Genomic DNA, 16,364 nt, shown 5'->3' on the forward strand with positions numbered 1-16,364 from the left:
CGACTCTTCCTGGCAATGCCCGAGAAGATAACGGACGAACAGTGACTCAAACAAGGGGGAATATGCGCGCAACCTACTATCAAAGCTATGAAGGAAGTCGCAGGATCACTAAAAAAGTGATGAGAGTTATTATCGCTCTTCCTGTAGATCCTGTGTGATATTGTCAAGTATGTATGTGGTCTTCACTCCAAAAACAGGCTCTGTAACGACATAGCCACAACCAAGCAAGCTAGTGTTTTATAGGCATTTATCTCGCCACACTGACATAATCGTCACTACTCGCTCTTCATCGCGGCCTTGACGTAGACATCGAAGCGGTTCTTCTTGGTTTCGATGCGGGTGCTGGGTTTAACGCCGTCGAGGTCGTCGGCGTAGTCGGGGCGCTTGACTACCACGCGCTTGCTGGCGAGGGCCATGGCCGGGGCCAGCAGGCCGTCGGCATCTAGGTCGGCGCCCACCAGCGACTGGAACACCCGCATCTCCTTCTTCACCAGGGCCGACTTCTCCCTGTGGGGATACATAGGGTCCAGATAGACCACATCCACCTGCTCACCCAGTTCGGCCAACGCCGTCAGGCTGGAACCATGGACCAGATGCATGCGCTCGCGCATCCAGGGGCCGATATCGGCATCTTCATAGGCGCGGCGCAGGCCATCTTCCAGCAAGGCCGCCACCACGGGATTACGCTCCACCATGGTGACCTTGCAGCCCAGGCTGGCAAGCACGAAGGCGTCTCGCCCAAGGCCTGCGGTGCCATCGACGACGCTTGGGGTCACCCCCTGCTTAAGCCCCACGGCCTTGGCGATCGCCTGGCCTCGACCGCCGCCGAACTTACGCCTGTGAGCCACGGCGCCGGTGACAAAATCCACCAATATGCCCTTGAGCTTGGGCTCATCGCGCTTATTTAAAATCAGACAGTTATCTTCGAACACCAGCTCGAACTGGGCGTCCTTGTCGAACACAAGCCCCCAGCGTTCACACACGGCTTCCAGGGTCGGGTATTGGCGATTAAAAAAGATCCCCACTGATGCGGGCTTGGTCGATGATGCAGTCACTTTGGCTCAATAAGTTAAGAAATAACGCCCTCATTATGCCAAAAGTGCACAGCGCTGAATATGGCCTTTGTTAACGAGGCTTACTGCCTGCTGCTGTACCTATACAGGAGTCGCTGTACCTGGGCAGGCATCCCCCCTATAATCGCCCTATCAGGCTAGCGCCCTCATCATCTGGAATATTCATGTTAAGTTACCGCCACGGCTACCACGCCGGAAACTATGCCGATGTGCTCAAGCACAGTATCTTGCTGCAAACCCTCAAGTTGATGCATAAGAAGAATAAGCCCATGGTGTATATCGACACCCATGCCGGCGCCGGAGGCTATGCGCTATCCGATGAGTTTGCCCAGAAGACGGGCGAGTACCTAGAGGGAGTCGCCAAGCTGTGGGACAAGCAGGACCTGCCCGAGGCGCTAAGCCAATACGTAAGCGATATCAAACACTTCAATGGCTCAGATGAGCTGGAGCTCTACCCTGGCTCGCCCGCCTTTGTCGACATGAACCTGAGAGATAATGATCGCATGGTGCTGCATGAGTTGCATGGCACAGACCATCAGCTACTTGAAGAGCAGCTGGGCAGCGACAAGCAGATCAAGGTGATCAAGGGCGATGGCCTCAAAGGGCTGCTGGCCGCCGTGCCACCACTCGAGCGTCGCGGCGTCATCCTCATCGACCCCAGCTACGAGATGAAGAGCGACTACCAGGAGGTCGCCAAGGCGGTGCTCAAGGCCCATAAGAAGTTCGCCACCGGCGTCTTCATGATCTGGTATCCCGTGGTGCAGCGCGAGCAGACGGAAGCGATGTTCGAGCTGCTCAAGCAGAGCGGCATCAAGCGTCAGCTACGCATAGAGCAGGCAATAAAACCCGACAGCGAGGAGTTTGGCATGACGGCGGCGGGCCTCTGGGTGATCAATCCACCCTGGCAACTGGACGAGATCGCCGAGACGACGCTGGACTATCTGGATCCCCTGCTCAATCAGGGCGGCGGCCGAGTAGAGGTCACCTGGGAAGTGGGCGAATAGCAGCTAGGAATATTCGCTTAGAAACAAGCGCTGAGAGAAAACCTTTCACCACAAGCCAGTTAGAAGAAGGGCGCGCAGGGCGTGCCCTGATGGTAGATCATCTGCCATCGGCCATTACTGCATTTCCACAGCGAGGTGCGCAGGGAATAACGCTTATCTACCTCGTTTACCGGCTTAAAACAGGCGCGGTAGTTGAGCTGGACCAGATCTTCGCTCAGCAAGCGATACTGCATATCGCTCACCCTGAATACCGGTGGCTTCTCCTTGGGCAGGCGCGCCAACACCTCAGGCTTGCCGAAGCTGATTCCCGTGGCACCCACCTCCAAAAAGTCGGCATGTATCAACTCGTCGAGCACATTGGCATCGCAGCGCACCTCTGGGCTGAGCAGCGCGAGTTCCAGTTCGATAATGGTCTGCTGCATCTTAATCACCCCAGCTTCTGATAACGCTTCAGCAGTATCTTGACCCGTTTCACATAGGCCTGGGTCTCCGGATAGGGCGGGATCCCCTTGTACTGAGTCACTGTGGTAGGGCCGGCGTTATATGCCGCGCAGGCCAGATCGATATTGCCATCGAACCTTGCCAGCATCTTGGCTAAGTAGCGGGCACCGCCGTCGATATTCTGCTCGGGGCGGTAGGGGTTCTTGACCCCCATGGCCTTGGCGGTATCAGGCATCAGTTGCATCAATCCCATGGCACCGCTACGGGACAGGGCAAACACATTGAAGGCGGATTCGGCATGGATCACGGCGCGGATCAGCGCTGGGTCCAAATCATGGGTCTTAGCCGCCCGTGCGATCAGCTCATTGTATTCCGCGCTAAACAGCGGCATCTTCTGCCAGTCGAGAGTCGAGTCGGGTTTACAGGCATAGCACTCATACGAGAGCACCCTGAAATCCCTATCGCCCGGGGCATGGTCGGCAAAGGCCACCACACCGTTAGCCTGAGTATATTGATATACCTTGATCTTGCTATCGCCCGTCTCGCTAGGGCGCGGGGCATCGCCCCTGTTTAAGATGCCATGCTTAGAGTAGCTCGCCTTGTAGCGCGGCTTCTGCGCCTGCTCGGTGGCACCTAGCGGTAGGCACAGCGCCAGGCCGAGCCAGAGGCACAGCAGCTTTTGAGCAAAATGAGGCGTAAGACGAGCACGGCTAGGCATTAGAATCCAATATTCTGATCGAGTTTAAGTACTTCAATCATAGCAAAAAGCTGCTTCATCTCTCGGTTAATTTGGCTGAACTCGTACTCGAAGGTCGCACCGTTGAAGATAGAGCCCAGCTCGAAACGGTTATCGCCACTCTGCAACATGATCAACAGCTTGTCTTCGTAGAAGGCACACTGGATCTTGCCGGAAAACAGGTTGGCGAGGGACTGCAGACGCTCCATGAAACCTAGGGTGAGCAGGTAGCGCGCCTCGATCTGATCGCTGGAGAAGACATCGAACTGCTTCTCGAATCTGGGGTCTTCCAGCTTGACCCGGTTCAGACGCTTAAAGCTGCTGGAGAGAAAATTCACCAGGCCGCCGCGGTTCTTCACCACCACGGTATGGCCCTTAAACCTCTTGTGGCTACTGAGCTGCACCATGACGCCACGAAATACGGTTTCTGTTTCCGTACTTTTCTCGCGTTTGACCTGCTTGGTCAGACACAGCTCGTTGATGGCGATCTCCACGCCCTTGTAGGTGCCCTGCACATAGTCATCAAACTTAGCATTGTCGTAGCCAGGCAACAGCTTGGAGCGCTTCAGTTGAGTCAGGCTCATGTTGTGGCTGGTGCTGAAGATAAAGTCGGGGCCGAAATAGCGGAAGATCTTGGGAAATACCTCCTGCTTCACATCCCGCTTATAGCGCTTGAGCGGACGATAGCTCCACCAGCCGAAGGGGAGGCACAGCACAATGAAGAAGACCCAGGGGATATCCAAATAACCGGACAGGCTAAAGACAAGGATCAACAATGCCAGGCCGAGGAGGATTCCTAGACTGGTGTAGAGACGCCCGCGCAGCGCCTTGAGGCTGGCGACCCTGTGGTTTTCAAATTTACGTGTGAGCGGCTCGATATGTTCTTCATAGTAAGCCTTAAACTGCACCAACTCCTCGGGTTCCGCCCGCAGGCGCTGGGGCTGACGCTGGGCCTTAATTGGCGCCCCGAGGATAAAACTGATCGGGTTCATGGAATCAGAACCCGCTTTACTTCAGGTAATCGGATGCGTCGATCGGCGTCTTAGACGCTTCATCGGCCTCATAGAAAGGCATCACCTTGACCTTGGCCATAGAGGCGATAATAGAGCCTGGGAAGATCTCCACCGCGTTGTTGAGCTCAGACACGGCGGCGTTATAGAAACGTCTCGCCGCCGAGATATGCTCCTCGACCTCGCTATAGGTTGTCATCGCCTGCACCATGGTCTTGTCAGACTTGAGCTCGGGGTAGTTTTCGACGCTAACCATCAGCTGGCCCATCTTGTTGTTGAGCTGTTCGGCAAGCCCCAGATGCTCCTTGATGGCATCGGCATCATTAAGGTCATAGCCAGCGGTCACCTGAGTACGCAGCGCGGTGATCTCCGTTAGCAGCGACTTCTCGTGATCCATAAATTTCTGTGCGATCTTGAGGATGTTGGGCACCAAGTTGGCGCGCTTTTTCAGTTGTACGTCGATACCCGACAAGGCTTCACGCACCGCGTTACGCTTCTTGATCAGGCTGACATACCAGAGGTAGGTGATAATAACGACTAGGCCGAGGCCCAACAGCAAACCTTCCATCTTTGAGTTCCTTCCCTATAGTTATTTTTATATCTCGTTAGTTAACGCACCAGCTTCACCGATTTTCGCGATGATTTCCAGCAATTTATCTGCGCCGCTTTCGACATCTCACTGCTGCTATATTCATCTTTTTTCACCGAAAATGATATTTATCACGCCAATTTTGCCGTAAAAGTATCCTTTTCACCTAGCTTCACGACTTTTAACCCGGCTCACGGCAAAAAGCACAACAAGTAACAAAATCAATACAAATAGCCATGTAAGACAATACTATACAGATTGACCTAATACTGGTGTTTCAAAATCATCCCCTAGCTAATGGTCAAAATGACACGCTTTACCGACAGTCAGTGAGGCTTTAGGGCAAAAATCAGCCGATTTACTGCATATTTCATAGAGACTGTCTATCCAACGCTCAAATCATGGCTGCTACTTGCACAGAGTTTGAGCAATGAGAAAGCTTCACTGACAGCGCAACCTCCCTCCCACTTCCTTAATTCGAGCCTCCCAACTCGACTGCACCTTGCAGCGGATCCATCAATGATTCCCCAATCAATACCAAGGTTATCTCAACATGTTTCCTGTTCAGTATTCGTACAGCCAGCCTGGGCTATTATCTTAATCAACCAAGAGGCAACCCAATCTTCCCCCCAGGGCTTGGTTTTAATCATCATCCTTTTATTGGCCCGCTTAGACTAAGCTGGGCTTTTTTTTGCCTATACCAAACTCCCCATCCCCCCCCTGACCCCAAGTCTCTTGATTGACCGATTAGCGCAAATTAAGCTTCAGTTAAAGCAATTCCTTCATCATAAAGTGCTAACACTCCGCCTGCTGGCGGTCAGAAATATAAGGGCACCCAGATGCCCAAGATGAAGGAAATACCATGAGCTCCAAACAAGAAGAGGGTCTTGCGGCCAGTCAGCCCCCGACACCATCGACGAACAAGAACGGCCTCTTCGTCCGCTTTCTCAACCTGGTCGAACACCTGGGGAACCTGCTGCCCCATCCCATCACCCTCTTCGCCCTGTTTTGCGCCGCAATCATAGTGATCAGCGGCATCGCCGGCTATTTCGAGCTGACGGTAAACGATCCCCGTCCGGTCGGCGCGGCAGGACGCGGCGAGGATGGCCTGATCCACGTCGTCAGCCTGATGAATGCCGAAGGCCTGAGGATGATAGTGTCCAACCTGGTGACCAACTTCACCGGCTTCACTCCCCTGGGCACTGTACTGGTGGCCCTGTTGGGGGTCGGCATCGCCGATCGCTCCGGGCTGCTGTCGGCGGCCATGCGTACCCTGGTGATGGGCGCCTCTAAGCGTCTGGTCACCCTCACCATAGTCTTCGCCGGTATCGTCTCGAACACCGCCGCCGAGCTGGGCTATGTGGTGCTGATCCCCATGGCGGCGTTGATCTTCCACTCCCTGGGGCGCCATCCCCTGGCGGGTCTGGCGGCGGCCTTCGCCGGTGTCTCAGGCGGCTACAGCGCCAATCTGCTGCTGGGCACGGTGGATCCTCTGCTGTCGGGCATCACGGAAGCGGCTGCGCAGATGATCGACCCCGAGTACTTAGTGGGCCCTGAGGTCAACTGGTACTTCATGTTTGTCTCGACCTTCGTCATCACCATTCTCGGCGCCTTGGTCACTGAGAAGATAGTCGAGCCCAAGCTGGGTAAGTATGACCCCAGCGAGGCCAGCATAGATCTGCACAGTCAGAAGATGGATGGCGTCACGCCGCTGGAGATCAAGGGCCTTAAGGTGGCGGGGCTCTCCATCCTGGTATTAGGTGGCATATTGGCCCTCTCTGTGGTGCCGGAAAATGCGCCGCTGCGTCACCCCGAGACGGGACTGGTCGCGGGATCGCCCTTTCTCAAGGGAATAGTGGCCTTCATCTTCATCTGTTTTGCCATTCCGGGCTTGGTCTACGGCAAGGTGGTGGGCACCATGAAGCGAGATAAGGACGTGATCGACGCCATGTCCCACAGCATGAGCACCATGGGCATGTATATCGTGCTGGTGTTCTTCGCCTCCCAGTTTGTCGCCTTCTTCAAGTGGACTAACCTGGGCGCGGTACTCGCAGTTACCGGCGCCGACGCCCTCAACGCCATCGGCCTCACAGGCCCGCTGGTGTTCCTGCTGTTTATCATGATGTGCGGCTTCATCAACCTGATGCTGGGCAGCGCCTCGGCCCAGTGGGCGGTGACGGCGCCTATCTTCGTGCCCATGCTGATGTTGGTGGGGTACGCCCCAGAGACGATTCAGGCGGCCTATCGTATCGGCGACTCGGTCACCAATCTGATCACCCCCATGATGAGCTACTTCGGCCTGATCCTGGCGGTGGCCTCCCAATACAAGAAGCATCTCGGCATAGGCACTCTAGTCGCCACCATGCTGCCCTACTCGATCGTCTTCTTCATCGGCTGGACCTGTTTCTTCTTCATCTGGGTGTTTGCCCTCGGCCTGCCGGTTGGCCCAGGCGCGGCAACCTACTACACGCCTTAACACCCAATTGCGAGGCCGGTGAAGCCGCCGGTCTCGCTCGCTTTCTAAACCTGATCTTTCTAGGCCAGATCTTTCCAGGCCAAACAGGCCTTACTCACTTGCTAAGCAAGGCAGGCCTTAATGGCCTCCCTGAGCGAATCGACCCGTCTCGGCAGCACGGCCTGACGTCGACGGCAAAAATAGATAGTCTCGCTGACGGCTACCGGCAGCAGATGGGCGGTTATCTTATCCTGACGGGCAAAGGCCTCCACCGCATAGGCAGGCAAGACGCTAAAGCCCAGGGCGCGGCTCACAGGCTCTAAGATCAAACCTATCTGATTCGAGAAGCCCCGGTTAGGCAGCTGATCACTGTGCTCGAATTCAGGATAGTTAGCCCCCAACAGCAGCTTGGCATGATGGGCACCATCGGGATGGTCGATAAAGCCCAGCTGTAGCAACTCCTCCCAGGAGACAGCTTCATGGCCCGCGGGCGTGACTAAGAGTAGCGGCTCCTCGGCAATCGCCTCGGCCTGCACCTCTGACAGCTCCGGCTGGCGGGTCATCAGGCCGATATCCGCCTCCATGGCGGCGATGGCGCTCTCGACCCCGGCGTTGGAGGCGAAACGATAATCCAGCGACAACTCGGGGTGGGCGCATTGCAGCTCAAGCAGCTCGCCATAGAGCTTGAGGCCGACACTGCCGGGGGAGATCAGGCGTACCTCTCCGGCGAAAGGCGGGTCTTGCTTGATCCCCTGCTCAAGCTGAGCCAGGGATTGCAGTATCGCCTGCCCCTGCTGGTATAGCTGGCGCCCGGCGTGGGTCAGGGAAAACTTCTTGCCTTCTCTCAGCAGCAGCTGGGTATCGAGCTGCTCCTCCAGCTTGCGCACATGCTGGCTGACACCAGATTGGGTCATATGCAGACGCTCGGCGGTGCGGGTGAAATGCCCCAGTTCCACCAAGGTGCAGAAGCTGCGTAACCAGATGGGACTCATCATCACATTTTGTACTCAAAATGATTAATTTTGATAATTTTACATAATTTAGTTCACTTTGTAATCTGTGCCCAATTCGTTAAACAGGAGCACAGCATGAACAACCCAGCTTACCCAAGAACCTTCTCACACATAGGCATCTCGGTGCCGGATCTCGATGCGGCCGTCGCCTTCTACACTGAGGTGTTAGGCTGGTATCTCATCATGAAACCCACAGAAATTGTTGAAGATGACAGCGCCATTGGCGAGATGTGTACCGACGTCTTCGGCGCGGGATGGGGCTCGTTTCGTATCGCCCACCTGGCTACCGGCGACAAGATAGGCGTCGAGCTATTCCAGTTTGCCAACCAGCAGAACCCGGAAGACAACTTCGAGTATTGGAAGACGGGGGTATTCCACTTCAGCGTGCAGGACCCGGATCTCGAGGGTCTGGTAGAGAAGATTGTCGCCGCCGGTGGCAAGAAGCGCATGCAGGCGCCGCGTTACTACTACCCAGGCGAGAAGCCTTACCGCATGATCTATATGGAAGATCCCTTCGGCAACATCTTAGAGATCTACAGCCACAGCTATGAGCTGACCTATAGTGCGGGCGCTTATTAATACCAAGCACTAGCCCATAAAAAAGGCCAACCCTAATCACAGGGCTGGCCTTTTAGTATCGATTTAGGCTAATTAGATCAGTATATTAGCCTTGAATGCCCGAGTGTCTCAGCAGGGCGTCGATCTGTGGCTCACGGCCTCTGAAGCGCTTAAACAGCTCCATCGGCTCAAGGCTTCCGCCCATCTCGAGAATATTCCCCAGGAAGCTGCGACCGGTATCGGCGTTGAAGATCCCCTCTTCCTCGAAGCGGGAGAAGGCATCGGCCGACAACACCTCGGCCCACTTGTAGCTGTAGTAACCCGCGGCGTAACCACCGGCAAAGATATGGGCGAAGCTATGTTGGAAACGGTTGAAATCGGCGGCCTTCACCACGGCAACCTGATCTCTCACCTCATCCAGCTTGGCCTGAATATGGGCGCCCTCTGCCGGGTCATATTCTAGGTGCAGGCGGAAGTCGAACAGCGAAAACTCCAGCTGACGCAACATCATCATGCCCGACTGGAAGTTCTTCGCCGCCAGCATCTTGTCTAGCATGGCCTTAGGCAATGGTTCATGGGTCTCGAAGTGTCCGGAAATCTCGGCCAGGGCCTCCTCCTCGAAACACCAGTTTTCCATGAACTGACTCGGCAGCTCAACCGCGTCCCAAGGCACACCGTTGATGCCTGATACGCCCGCCACGTCTATCTTGGTCAGCATATGATGAATGCCGTGACCGAACTCGTGGAACAGGGTCGTCACCTCGTCGTGGGTAAACAGCGCAGGCTTACCATTGACCGGGGCATTGAAGTTACAGGTGAGGTAGGCCACCGGCTTCTGCAGGCCGTGGGCGGTTTGACGACGCACGCGGCAATCGTCCATCCAGGCGCCACCACGCTTGTCCTCGCGGGCATAGAGATCCAGGAAGAAGCTGCCTCTGTGCTCGCCCTCGGCATCTTTGATATGGAAGAAACGCACATCTTTGTGCCAGCTGTCGAAATGTTCCTGCTCCTCTATGGTCAGGCCGAACAGGCGCGACACGGTATAGAAGAGGCCTGAAAGCACACGATCTTCAGGGAAGTAAGGACGCAGCAACTCCTGGGAGATCTCATATCTGTGATGCTTGAGTTTCTCGGCATAATAAGTGAGATCCCATGGGGCCAGCTCGCTAACGCCAAACTCTTTCTCGGCGAACGCGGTCAGCTCCGCAAGCTCGTTCTGTCCCTGCTGCTTAGAGCGGGCCGCCAACTCGTTGAGGAAATCCAGCACCTGCTGTGGCGACTCGGCCATCTTGGTCGCCAGCGACTTGTGGGCAAAGCTGTCGAAGCCAAGCAGTTTAGCCAGCTGATGACGCAGATCTAAGATCTCATCCATCAATGGACCGTTGTCGAACTCACCTGCGTTAGGGCCCTGATCCGAGGCGCGGGTCACGAAGGCGCGGTAGCACTCCTCTCGCAGCTGACGGTTGTCGCTGTAGGTCATCACGGGCAGGTAAGAGGGGAAGTCCAGGGTAAACAACCAACCTTGCTGCTCTTTGGCCTCGGCCATCGCCTTAGCCGCGGCAATGGCAGACTCGGGCAAGCCTGCCAGCTCCTGCTCATCTGTTACCAACTTGGTCCAGGCCTGGGTGGCGTCCAACAGCTGATTAGAGAAGCTACTAGTTAGCTCAGATAAACGTTTAATCAGCTTTCCATAAGTTTGTTTATCTTCATCGTTCAATCCGATACCAGATAACTCGAAGTCACGCAGGCTGTGGGTGATGCTGGTTTGCTGCGCCTGGCTTAGCTGGGCAAACTCGTCGGACTCCTTCAGCGCCTTATAGGCCTGATACAGGCCCTGATGCTGACCCACATAGGTGCCATATTCCGACAAGAGCGGCAGGCAGGCATCGTGGGCGGCGCGCCACTCATCAGTGCTGAGCACAGAGTTCATGTGCGACACAGGCGACCAGATCTGGCTCAGTTCGTCATCCACCTGCTCGAGCGGGGCGATCAGATTATCCCAGGTGTAGGGACCGCCACTGGCGAGCACCTCATCGATCTTCTGGCGACAATTAGCAATCCCCTGCTCGACGGCTGGCTGAATATGCTCGGGTTTGATTTGCGAAAATGGCGGTAATTCACTGCCGCTTAGCAAAGGGTTACTCATCTGGTGTCCTCGTCAATCTTTGGGTATTGAGAGTACATATGGGCGGCGCCGCGACTATTCAAGCATCTTTGGAAAACTTGCAGGCCGAGAATAATACTTAAGACCTAGGTTTTAACACCTAGAAGTGAGCACCTAGCAATGACCTAGATGGAAAACTTTGATCTAAAGCAAGGCGGTAATGACTAGATATTTACATTGTCGATATTGCCAAGCGGATCGCAAATGCGACCAATTCTCATTTATGTTTAATATTTGACCCATTATCATCCGTAACGATTCCAACAGCTTTCAATGTTACTCCCATGAACAGACTGCTCTCTCATTCTTGTATAGTCGGCCTCATACTAGCCGGCACAGCCAACGCCACCGACGAACCAATTCCGGGTACAGTCGATGACTCGCATATCAACAACATCATCAGTCACGCCGAAGGCCCGGATACCAATGTCATCCTCGACCTGGGTTGGGACTCGAAATATATCTCAGAGGGGCGCAGCAACTTAGACAAGGGCGGCATCTACTGGGCGACGGCCGCCGTGCAGATAGACGATCTCACCCTGTTTACCACTGTAGGGCGTGGCGATAGCCAATACTATATCGAGTGGAACATGGGGCTGGAATATGGCTTCGAGCTGGGCGACAAGCTAAGCGCCGCACTAGGTTATCAGCGCATCGAGTCCTACGGCGATGAGCGCTGCGGCGACAACGAGCTGTTTGCCACCCTGGAATACACTGGCATCACCTGGTTAACCCCCTCGCTGAGCTACACCTACTCCACCGAGGCTGCGGGTTACTTTGTCGAGGCCAGCCTGCACAGCGAGTGGCCAGTCTCAGACAGACTGACACTGACACCCTATGTCACCCAGGCGTTTGACTTCCAGTATGTGACCGAAGCACACAACGGCCCTAACCATTTTCAGTTTGGTGTAGAGGCCCAATATCAACTGGCCAATCGCCTGGTACTCTCTGGCCACCTGAGCCGCACCCTGGCCCAGGAAGATATTAAGCAGGAAAACCCAGACGCCAAGGGTAGCCTCAACAACACCTATGCGGGCCTGCACCTCACCTTTAGCTTCTAGGCATTAGCTTCTAGGCTTTAGCCGACAGCCCAAACCGTGTCCTTCATTGAAAGCTGGCTCACCATGAACTAGCTTTACCTAAGGCTAGCAAGGAGTGCTAGCCCTGACTCGGAGGACACGGAATGTCTGGCCACTATCGAACGCTTACCTATTTCACCTTAAACGCCATCGCGCTCTCGCTGCTATTCAGCTGTACCGCAGAGGCCAAAGATAAGGACACGCCGCTCACGCAAGAGACTGTCCTCCACGAGACTATGACCCTGCCCGTCGACGGCGCGCTGGATAGCGAAGGCAATCCACTCGCCATCCCAGACAATCCCACCGGCGCCCTTAACTATCGCGCCAGCCATGCGCAGCCCAAGTCGCGCCGAGATAAGAAATCGCCCTCAAAATCCAAGAGCAAGCGCAGCAAAAAACAAAACCGCAAAACGCCGAGCCGCAAACAGCAGCTTGCCAGTCGCCAGCATGTGGCCGACGACCCCAGCTGCCGCTGGCTGGACAAACGCATGTCGCACCTGGAGAAGAGCCTCAAGCGGCAAGCGAAACGCCAGTACGGCTATCAGGACAAGGAGCTACGCGTCCGTCAGAGCGAATGGGTCTGCATGAAGTGCGGCGCCGAGGGCCCAAGCCAGAGCGATCACCACAGGTGCCAATACAGGCGCTAAACGCAAACTCATTTGAAAGTCATACGCCCTGGCGCGGGTCTAGTGCTAAAGGGCGCACACGCCTCTGGTTTGCTTGTCGCTTTACCCCTACAATGACCCCCATATGCAATCCTTCGAATTTGGAGAAAAAGATGGCTCAACATTTTGACTATATCTGTTTAGGCGCCGGCAGCGGCGGCATCGCCTCGGCCAACCGTGCGGCCATGCGCGGTGCCAAGGTACTGCTGATCGAAGCCAAGGCACTGGGCGGCACCTGCGTTAACGTCGGCTGCGTCCCTAAGAAAGTCATGTGGTATGGCGCTCAAGTCGCCGAGGCCATGCACCTGTACGCCAAAGACTATGGCTTCGACGTATCGGTCAATAAATTCGATTGGAGCAAGCTGGTCGAGAGCCGCGAGGCCTATATCGAGCGCATCCACGGCGCCTACGACAGAGGCCTGGACAGCAACGGCGTCACCCTGGTGCGCGGCTATGGCCGCTTCGTCGACAACAACACCATAGAGGTGAATGGCGAGCACTACAGCGCCGACCATATCCTGATCGCCACCGGCGGCATCCCGACCATTCCAAGTATTTCGGGCGCCGAATATGGTATCGACTCAGACGGCTTCTTCGCCCTCAACGAGCAGCCTAAGCGTGTGGCCGTAGTCGGCGCAGGCTATATCGCCGTCGAGCTGGCGGGTGTACTCCATGCCCTGGGCAGCGAGACTCACCTGTTTGTGCGTAAGCACGCACCGCTGCGCAGCTTCGACCCTATGCTGAGCGAGGCCCTGATGGAGTCTATGGCCACAGACGGCCCTAGCCTGCACACCCACAGCATTCCAGAGTCTGTCACCAAGAACGCCGACGGCTCACTGACCCTCAAGCTGGAAAATGGTGAGAGCTATGAGATCGATACCCTGATCTGGGCCATCGGCCGTCGTCCGTCCACCGACAAGATCGGCCTGGAAAACACAGACGTTAAGCTAAACGACAAGGGTTATGTGGTGGTCGATGCCCAGCAGAACACCACGGCCAAGGGCATCTACTGTGTCGGCGACATCATAGAAGGCGGCATAGAGCTGACCCCGGTTGCCGTGAAGGCGGGTCGCCTGTTGTCTGAGCGTCTGTTTAACGGCATGACAGATGCCAAGATGGATTACAGCCTGGTGCCAACCGTAGTATTCAGCCACCCGGCAATCGGCACCATGGGCCTCACCGAGCCAGAGGCGATCGCCCAATATGGCGAGGAGAACGTCAAAGTCTACAACTCGGGCTTCACCTCTATGTACACTGCGGTCACCGCACACCGTCAGGCCTGTAAGATGAAGCTGGTCTGCGCTGGTAAAGAAGAGAAGGTCGTGGGCATTCACGGCATCGGCTACGGCATGGATGAGATACTGCAAGGCTTCGGCGTCGCCATCAAGATGGGCGCCACCAAGGCCGACTTCGACGCCGTGGTCGCCATCCACCCCACAGGCGCCGAAGAGTTCGTTACCATGCGTTAATACGCTTATTGCTTGATTGAGAGAACAGCAAAAGGCCAGACAACTGTCTGGCCTTTTTAATGCTACCTCGATGAAAATTGGTACTCATCTTGTGGAGATATCGGCTAACGCCGCGTTAAGGGGCAGCCAACGCTGCTACCAAGCTTCAGCATAACATCGTAATCACACAAACCAACACATAATAAAAATGCCACGCGTTGGCTGTCCCTCTTGAATGGGGCAAGTGCTTTCCTACACTCTGCTCAGTGAAATGCCAGAGTTAGGAAAACTAAACCGAAAAGAAATTGCCGCCCTAGTTGGTGTGGCTCCTATGAACCGCGAAAGTGGCTCTTACAAGGGGAAACGCAGGATCCGTGGTGGTCTCCATAGAATACGCACAGTCATGTTTATGGCGATGATGTCAGCCATACCGTGTAATCGTGTTTTTAAGCGCTATTACCAGCGTCTCAAAGCGGCTGGCAAAATGCCGCAAGTAGCACTGATCGCCTGCATGCGAAAGCTCATCGTGATCTTGAATACCATACTTAAAAGCGAGGAACTGTGGTGCGTAAAAAACGGATAAATATATTGACTAAACACCACAGTCGCTTGTTATGTATTTTTTTTAAAAGAATACTCTTCTGTTTCACTTACAGACCGCAAGGTAATCTCCCCATCTTTATTTTCTAAAGATGAAGAACTTAGTCTCCATACATCTTCTTTTCCAACGCCTTTCATTAAACTAAAAACATGCATTAGATCATGTTTTCTTTCAGGCTCTATATTAAACCTAAAATTCAGCCTATCATTTACATCTCGATTTTCATCAACTAATAAAGCTATAAACTCTCTTCTATTTCGATGTTCTACAAGATGAACTTTTTTAGAATCTCTGTTAATTTCAATACTTTTAAACCAAGCATAAGAATTGAGGTTACTGAGTTCAAATTTAACAATTTTAGAATATTCATAACTTGGTGTATCGACTTTTTCTTCAGGGGGATAAGGCGCGTAGCATAAATGATTGCTCCACTCGTTAAAGCCCAAAAGAATAAGGGAGTCTTCAAATTGACTACAATCTATCGAGTTTTTATTAAAAATTGATTTAAAGTTTTTTTTATTCTTTATGTGATTGCTCTGAATGAAATCTTCCGCAGTTTTTTTTACGTCCAACAAATGGAGTTCGGCTAAAAGGTCTCGCTGCTGTACAAACTCAACTTCATCATTTAAAAGGTAGATTTCATAGGGTTCCAATAATAAAAATTGACCTCTATTTTCATCTTTCAATAAAAACTGAATTGCTGACTTAATTACATCTGATGCATAAACAGAAGAAACAATTTCATTAAAATAACAAATATTTTTTATTGCGGTTTCATAACTGATAGATAGTGCTAGAGGTTCATCTAAATCCCAGATTAAAGATTTACATTCCACAGCTTTCCCTCCTGAAAAAAGTATCTTATATAGAAGAGGGATTTCTGAGTTCCATTCGGACAAACCAGTTAATACTAGTGAGTTACTATCACTAGGTTTTCTATTAGATGAAAATAGATAAGAACGATTTGACAAATGATACTCCTAAATACATAACGCTTATTAGCGAGAATGCCGCCTATGTAAATCACCACCACCTAATACAGATCGCGGCAAAATTCTTTAACCATCTGAAATTTATATCAATAATGACACAGCATAACAAGGGAAAAGTGAGCTACCCAAGACAAAGCGGGACCCACTTATTTTAAGAAAAGGGCGAGATCTGCAATGCTTCCCATTAAATAGGCAACACGATAATCCAAATCCTTATATGCATCACAATACGCAAAGCGGGTTATCAAATTGACAGTGTACTAGGCAGATTTATCAGCCTCATCCTTCACTCCAGCCTTAGTCTACTCCTGGCGACGAGTCACTGAAAATCAGTCAAAAGTACGACTTGCGCGGCACTGCAAAGTGAGTCAAATCCAGCGTAGATGACACTCCTGCCATGGCTTGGCCTTTGCAACAAAATCCATTGTGGTGACGACAAAAAAAATTAGCTTTTCTCCGCTGGGGTTTATCAATAAGGTCGCGCCCTAAACAGGCGATGGAAATCCTCAGACAATCGAATGAAAACCAAGGAAAAA

14 protein-coding genes and 1 pseudogene are annotated in these 16,364 nt (G+C 53.4%); 7 read left to right on the top strand and 8 right to left on the bottom strand.

Annotated features, from left to right (window positions below):
* Positions 1-275 precede the first annotated feature (275 nt).
* Positions 276-1,055, bottom strand: coding sequence for a class I SAM-dependent methyltransferase (locus GNT65_RS13005; RefSeq protein ID WP_420853523.1), 780 nt, complete (start codon positions 1,053-1,055; stop codon positions 276-278).
* A 182-nt stretch (positions 1,056-1,237) separates the two neighbouring features.
* Here GNT65_RS13005 and GNT65_RS13010 point away from each other — a divergent pair, with 182 nt between their 5' ends.
* Positions 1,238-2,077 carry a 23S rRNA (adenine(2030)-N(6))-methyltransferase RlmJ gene (locus GNT65_RS13010; RefSeq protein ID WP_160796866.1) on the top strand — a complete coding sequence of 280 codons (840 nt, stop codon included), beginning with the start codon at positions 1,238-1,240 and terminating at the stop codon, positions 2,075-2,077.
* Between the two features lie 59 nt (positions 2,078-2,136).
* On the opposite strand, the gene GNT65_RS13015 is transcribed toward GNT65_RS13010, so the two are convergent.
* From GNT65_RS13015 to GNT65_RS13030, 4 genes are read right to left on the bottom strand one after another with little or no spacing between them, the layout of a single operon-like run.
* A complete protein-coding gene (locus GNT65_RS13015; protein ID WP_160796868.1) occupies positions 2,137-2,499 on the bottom strand; it encodes a nuclear transport factor 2 family protein in 363 nt (120 codons plus the stop codon).
* Positions 2,500-2,504: 5 nt separating this feature from the next.
* Positions 2,505-3,236, bottom strand: a complete 732-nt coding sequence (locus tag GNT65_RS13020; protein ID WP_160796870.1) for a lytic transglycosylase domain-containing protein — start codon at positions 3,234-3,236, stop codon at positions 2,505-2,507.
* Positions 3,236-4,246: a DUF3137 domain-containing protein gene (locus tag GNT65_RS13025; protein ID WP_160796872.1), complete on the bottom strand. Its 1,011-nt coding sequence runs from the start codon at positions 4,244-4,246 to the stop codon at positions 3,236-3,238. Before GNT65_RS13025 ends, GNT65_RS13020 begins: the two co-directional genes overlap by 1 nt.
* Positions 4,247-4,262: 16 nt before the next feature.
* Complete coding sequence (locus GNT65_RS13030) at positions 4,263-4,832, bottom strand: LemA family protein (protein WP_160796874.1); 570 nt, start codon at positions 4,830-4,832, stop codon at positions 4,263-4,265.
* 883 nt (positions 4,833-5,715) lie between these two features.
* On the opposite strand from GNT65_RS13030, the gene GNT65_RS13035 reads away from it, so the two are divergent.
* A complete protein-coding gene (locus GNT65_RS13035; RefSeq protein WP_160796876.1) occupies positions 5,716-7,329 on the top strand; it encodes an AbgT family transporter in 1,614 nt (537 codons plus the stop codon).
* 101 nt (positions 7,330-7,430) lie between these two features.
* On the opposite strand, the gene GNT65_RS13040 is transcribed toward GNT65_RS13035, so the two are convergent.
* Positions 7,431-8,303, bottom strand: a complete 873-nt coding sequence (locus GNT65_RS13040; RefSeq protein ID WP_160796878.1) for a LysR family transcriptional regulator — start codon at positions 8,301-8,303, stop codon at positions 7,431-7,433.
* Positions 8,304-8,396: 93 nt separating this feature from the next.
* On the opposite strand from GNT65_RS13040, the gene GNT65_RS13045 reads away from it, so the two are divergent.
* Positions 8,397-8,900 (top strand): lactoylglutathione lyase family protein, encoded by a 504-nt coding sequence (locus GNT65_RS13045; RefSeq protein WP_011867450.1) that lies wholly within the window; start codon positions 8,397-8,399, stop codon positions 8,898-8,900.
* 85 nt (positions 8,901-8,985) lie between these two features.
* Here GNT65_RS13045 and prlC read toward each other — a convergent pair whose 3' ends face one another.
* Positions 8,986-11,025 carry an oligopeptidase A gene (gene prlC / locus GNT65_RS13050; RefSeq protein WP_160796880.1) on the bottom strand — a complete coding sequence of 680 codons (2,040 nt, stop codon included), beginning with the start codon at positions 11,023-11,025 and terminating at the stop codon, positions 8,986-8,988.
* Positions 11,026-11,327: 302 nt separating this feature from the next.
* Between prlC and GNT65_RS13055 the strand changes: the two genes are divergently transcribed.
* From GNT65_RS13055 to GNT65_RS13070, 4 genes and pseudogenes are all read left to right on the top strand, one after another.
* Entirely contained in the window at positions 11,328-12,104 is a 777-nt protein-coding gene (locus GNT65_RS13055; RefSeq protein ID WP_160796882.1) for a hypothetical protein, read from the top strand.
* Between the two features lie 122 nt (positions 12,105-12,226).
* On the top strand, positions 12,227-12,769 hold the full coding sequence (locus tag GNT65_RS13060) for a hypothetical protein (RefSeq protein ID WP_160796884.1): 543 nt from the start codon (positions 12,227-12,229) through the stop codon (positions 12,767-12,769).
* 131 nt (positions 12,770-12,900) lie between these two features.
* Positions 12,901-14,256, top strand: coding sequence for a glutathione-disulfide reductase (gene gorA / locus GNT65_RS13065; RefSeq protein WP_160796886.1), 1,356 nt, complete (start codon positions 12,901-12,903; stop codon positions 14,254-14,256).
* A gap of 214 nt (positions 14,257-14,470) precedes the next feature.
* Positions 14,471-14,818, top strand: a pseudogene (locus GNT65_RS13070) (transposase); the annotation flags it as partial.
* Positions 14,819-14,847: 29 nt separating this feature from the next.
* On the opposite strand, the gene GNT65_RS13075 reads toward GNT65_RS13070, so the two are convergent.
* A complete protein-coding gene (locus tag GNT65_RS13075) occupies positions 14,848-15,807 on the bottom strand; it encodes a DUF7822 domain-containing protein (RefSeq protein ID WP_160796888.1) in 960 nt (319 codons plus the stop codon).
* Positions 15,808-16,364: the final 557 nt, after the last annotated feature.

This window comes from Shewanella insulae, assembly GCF_009831655.1.
GTDB classification, from domain to species: domain Bacteria; phylum Pseudomonadota; class Gammaproteobacteria; order Enterobacterales; family Shewanellaceae; genus Shewanella; species Shewanella insulae.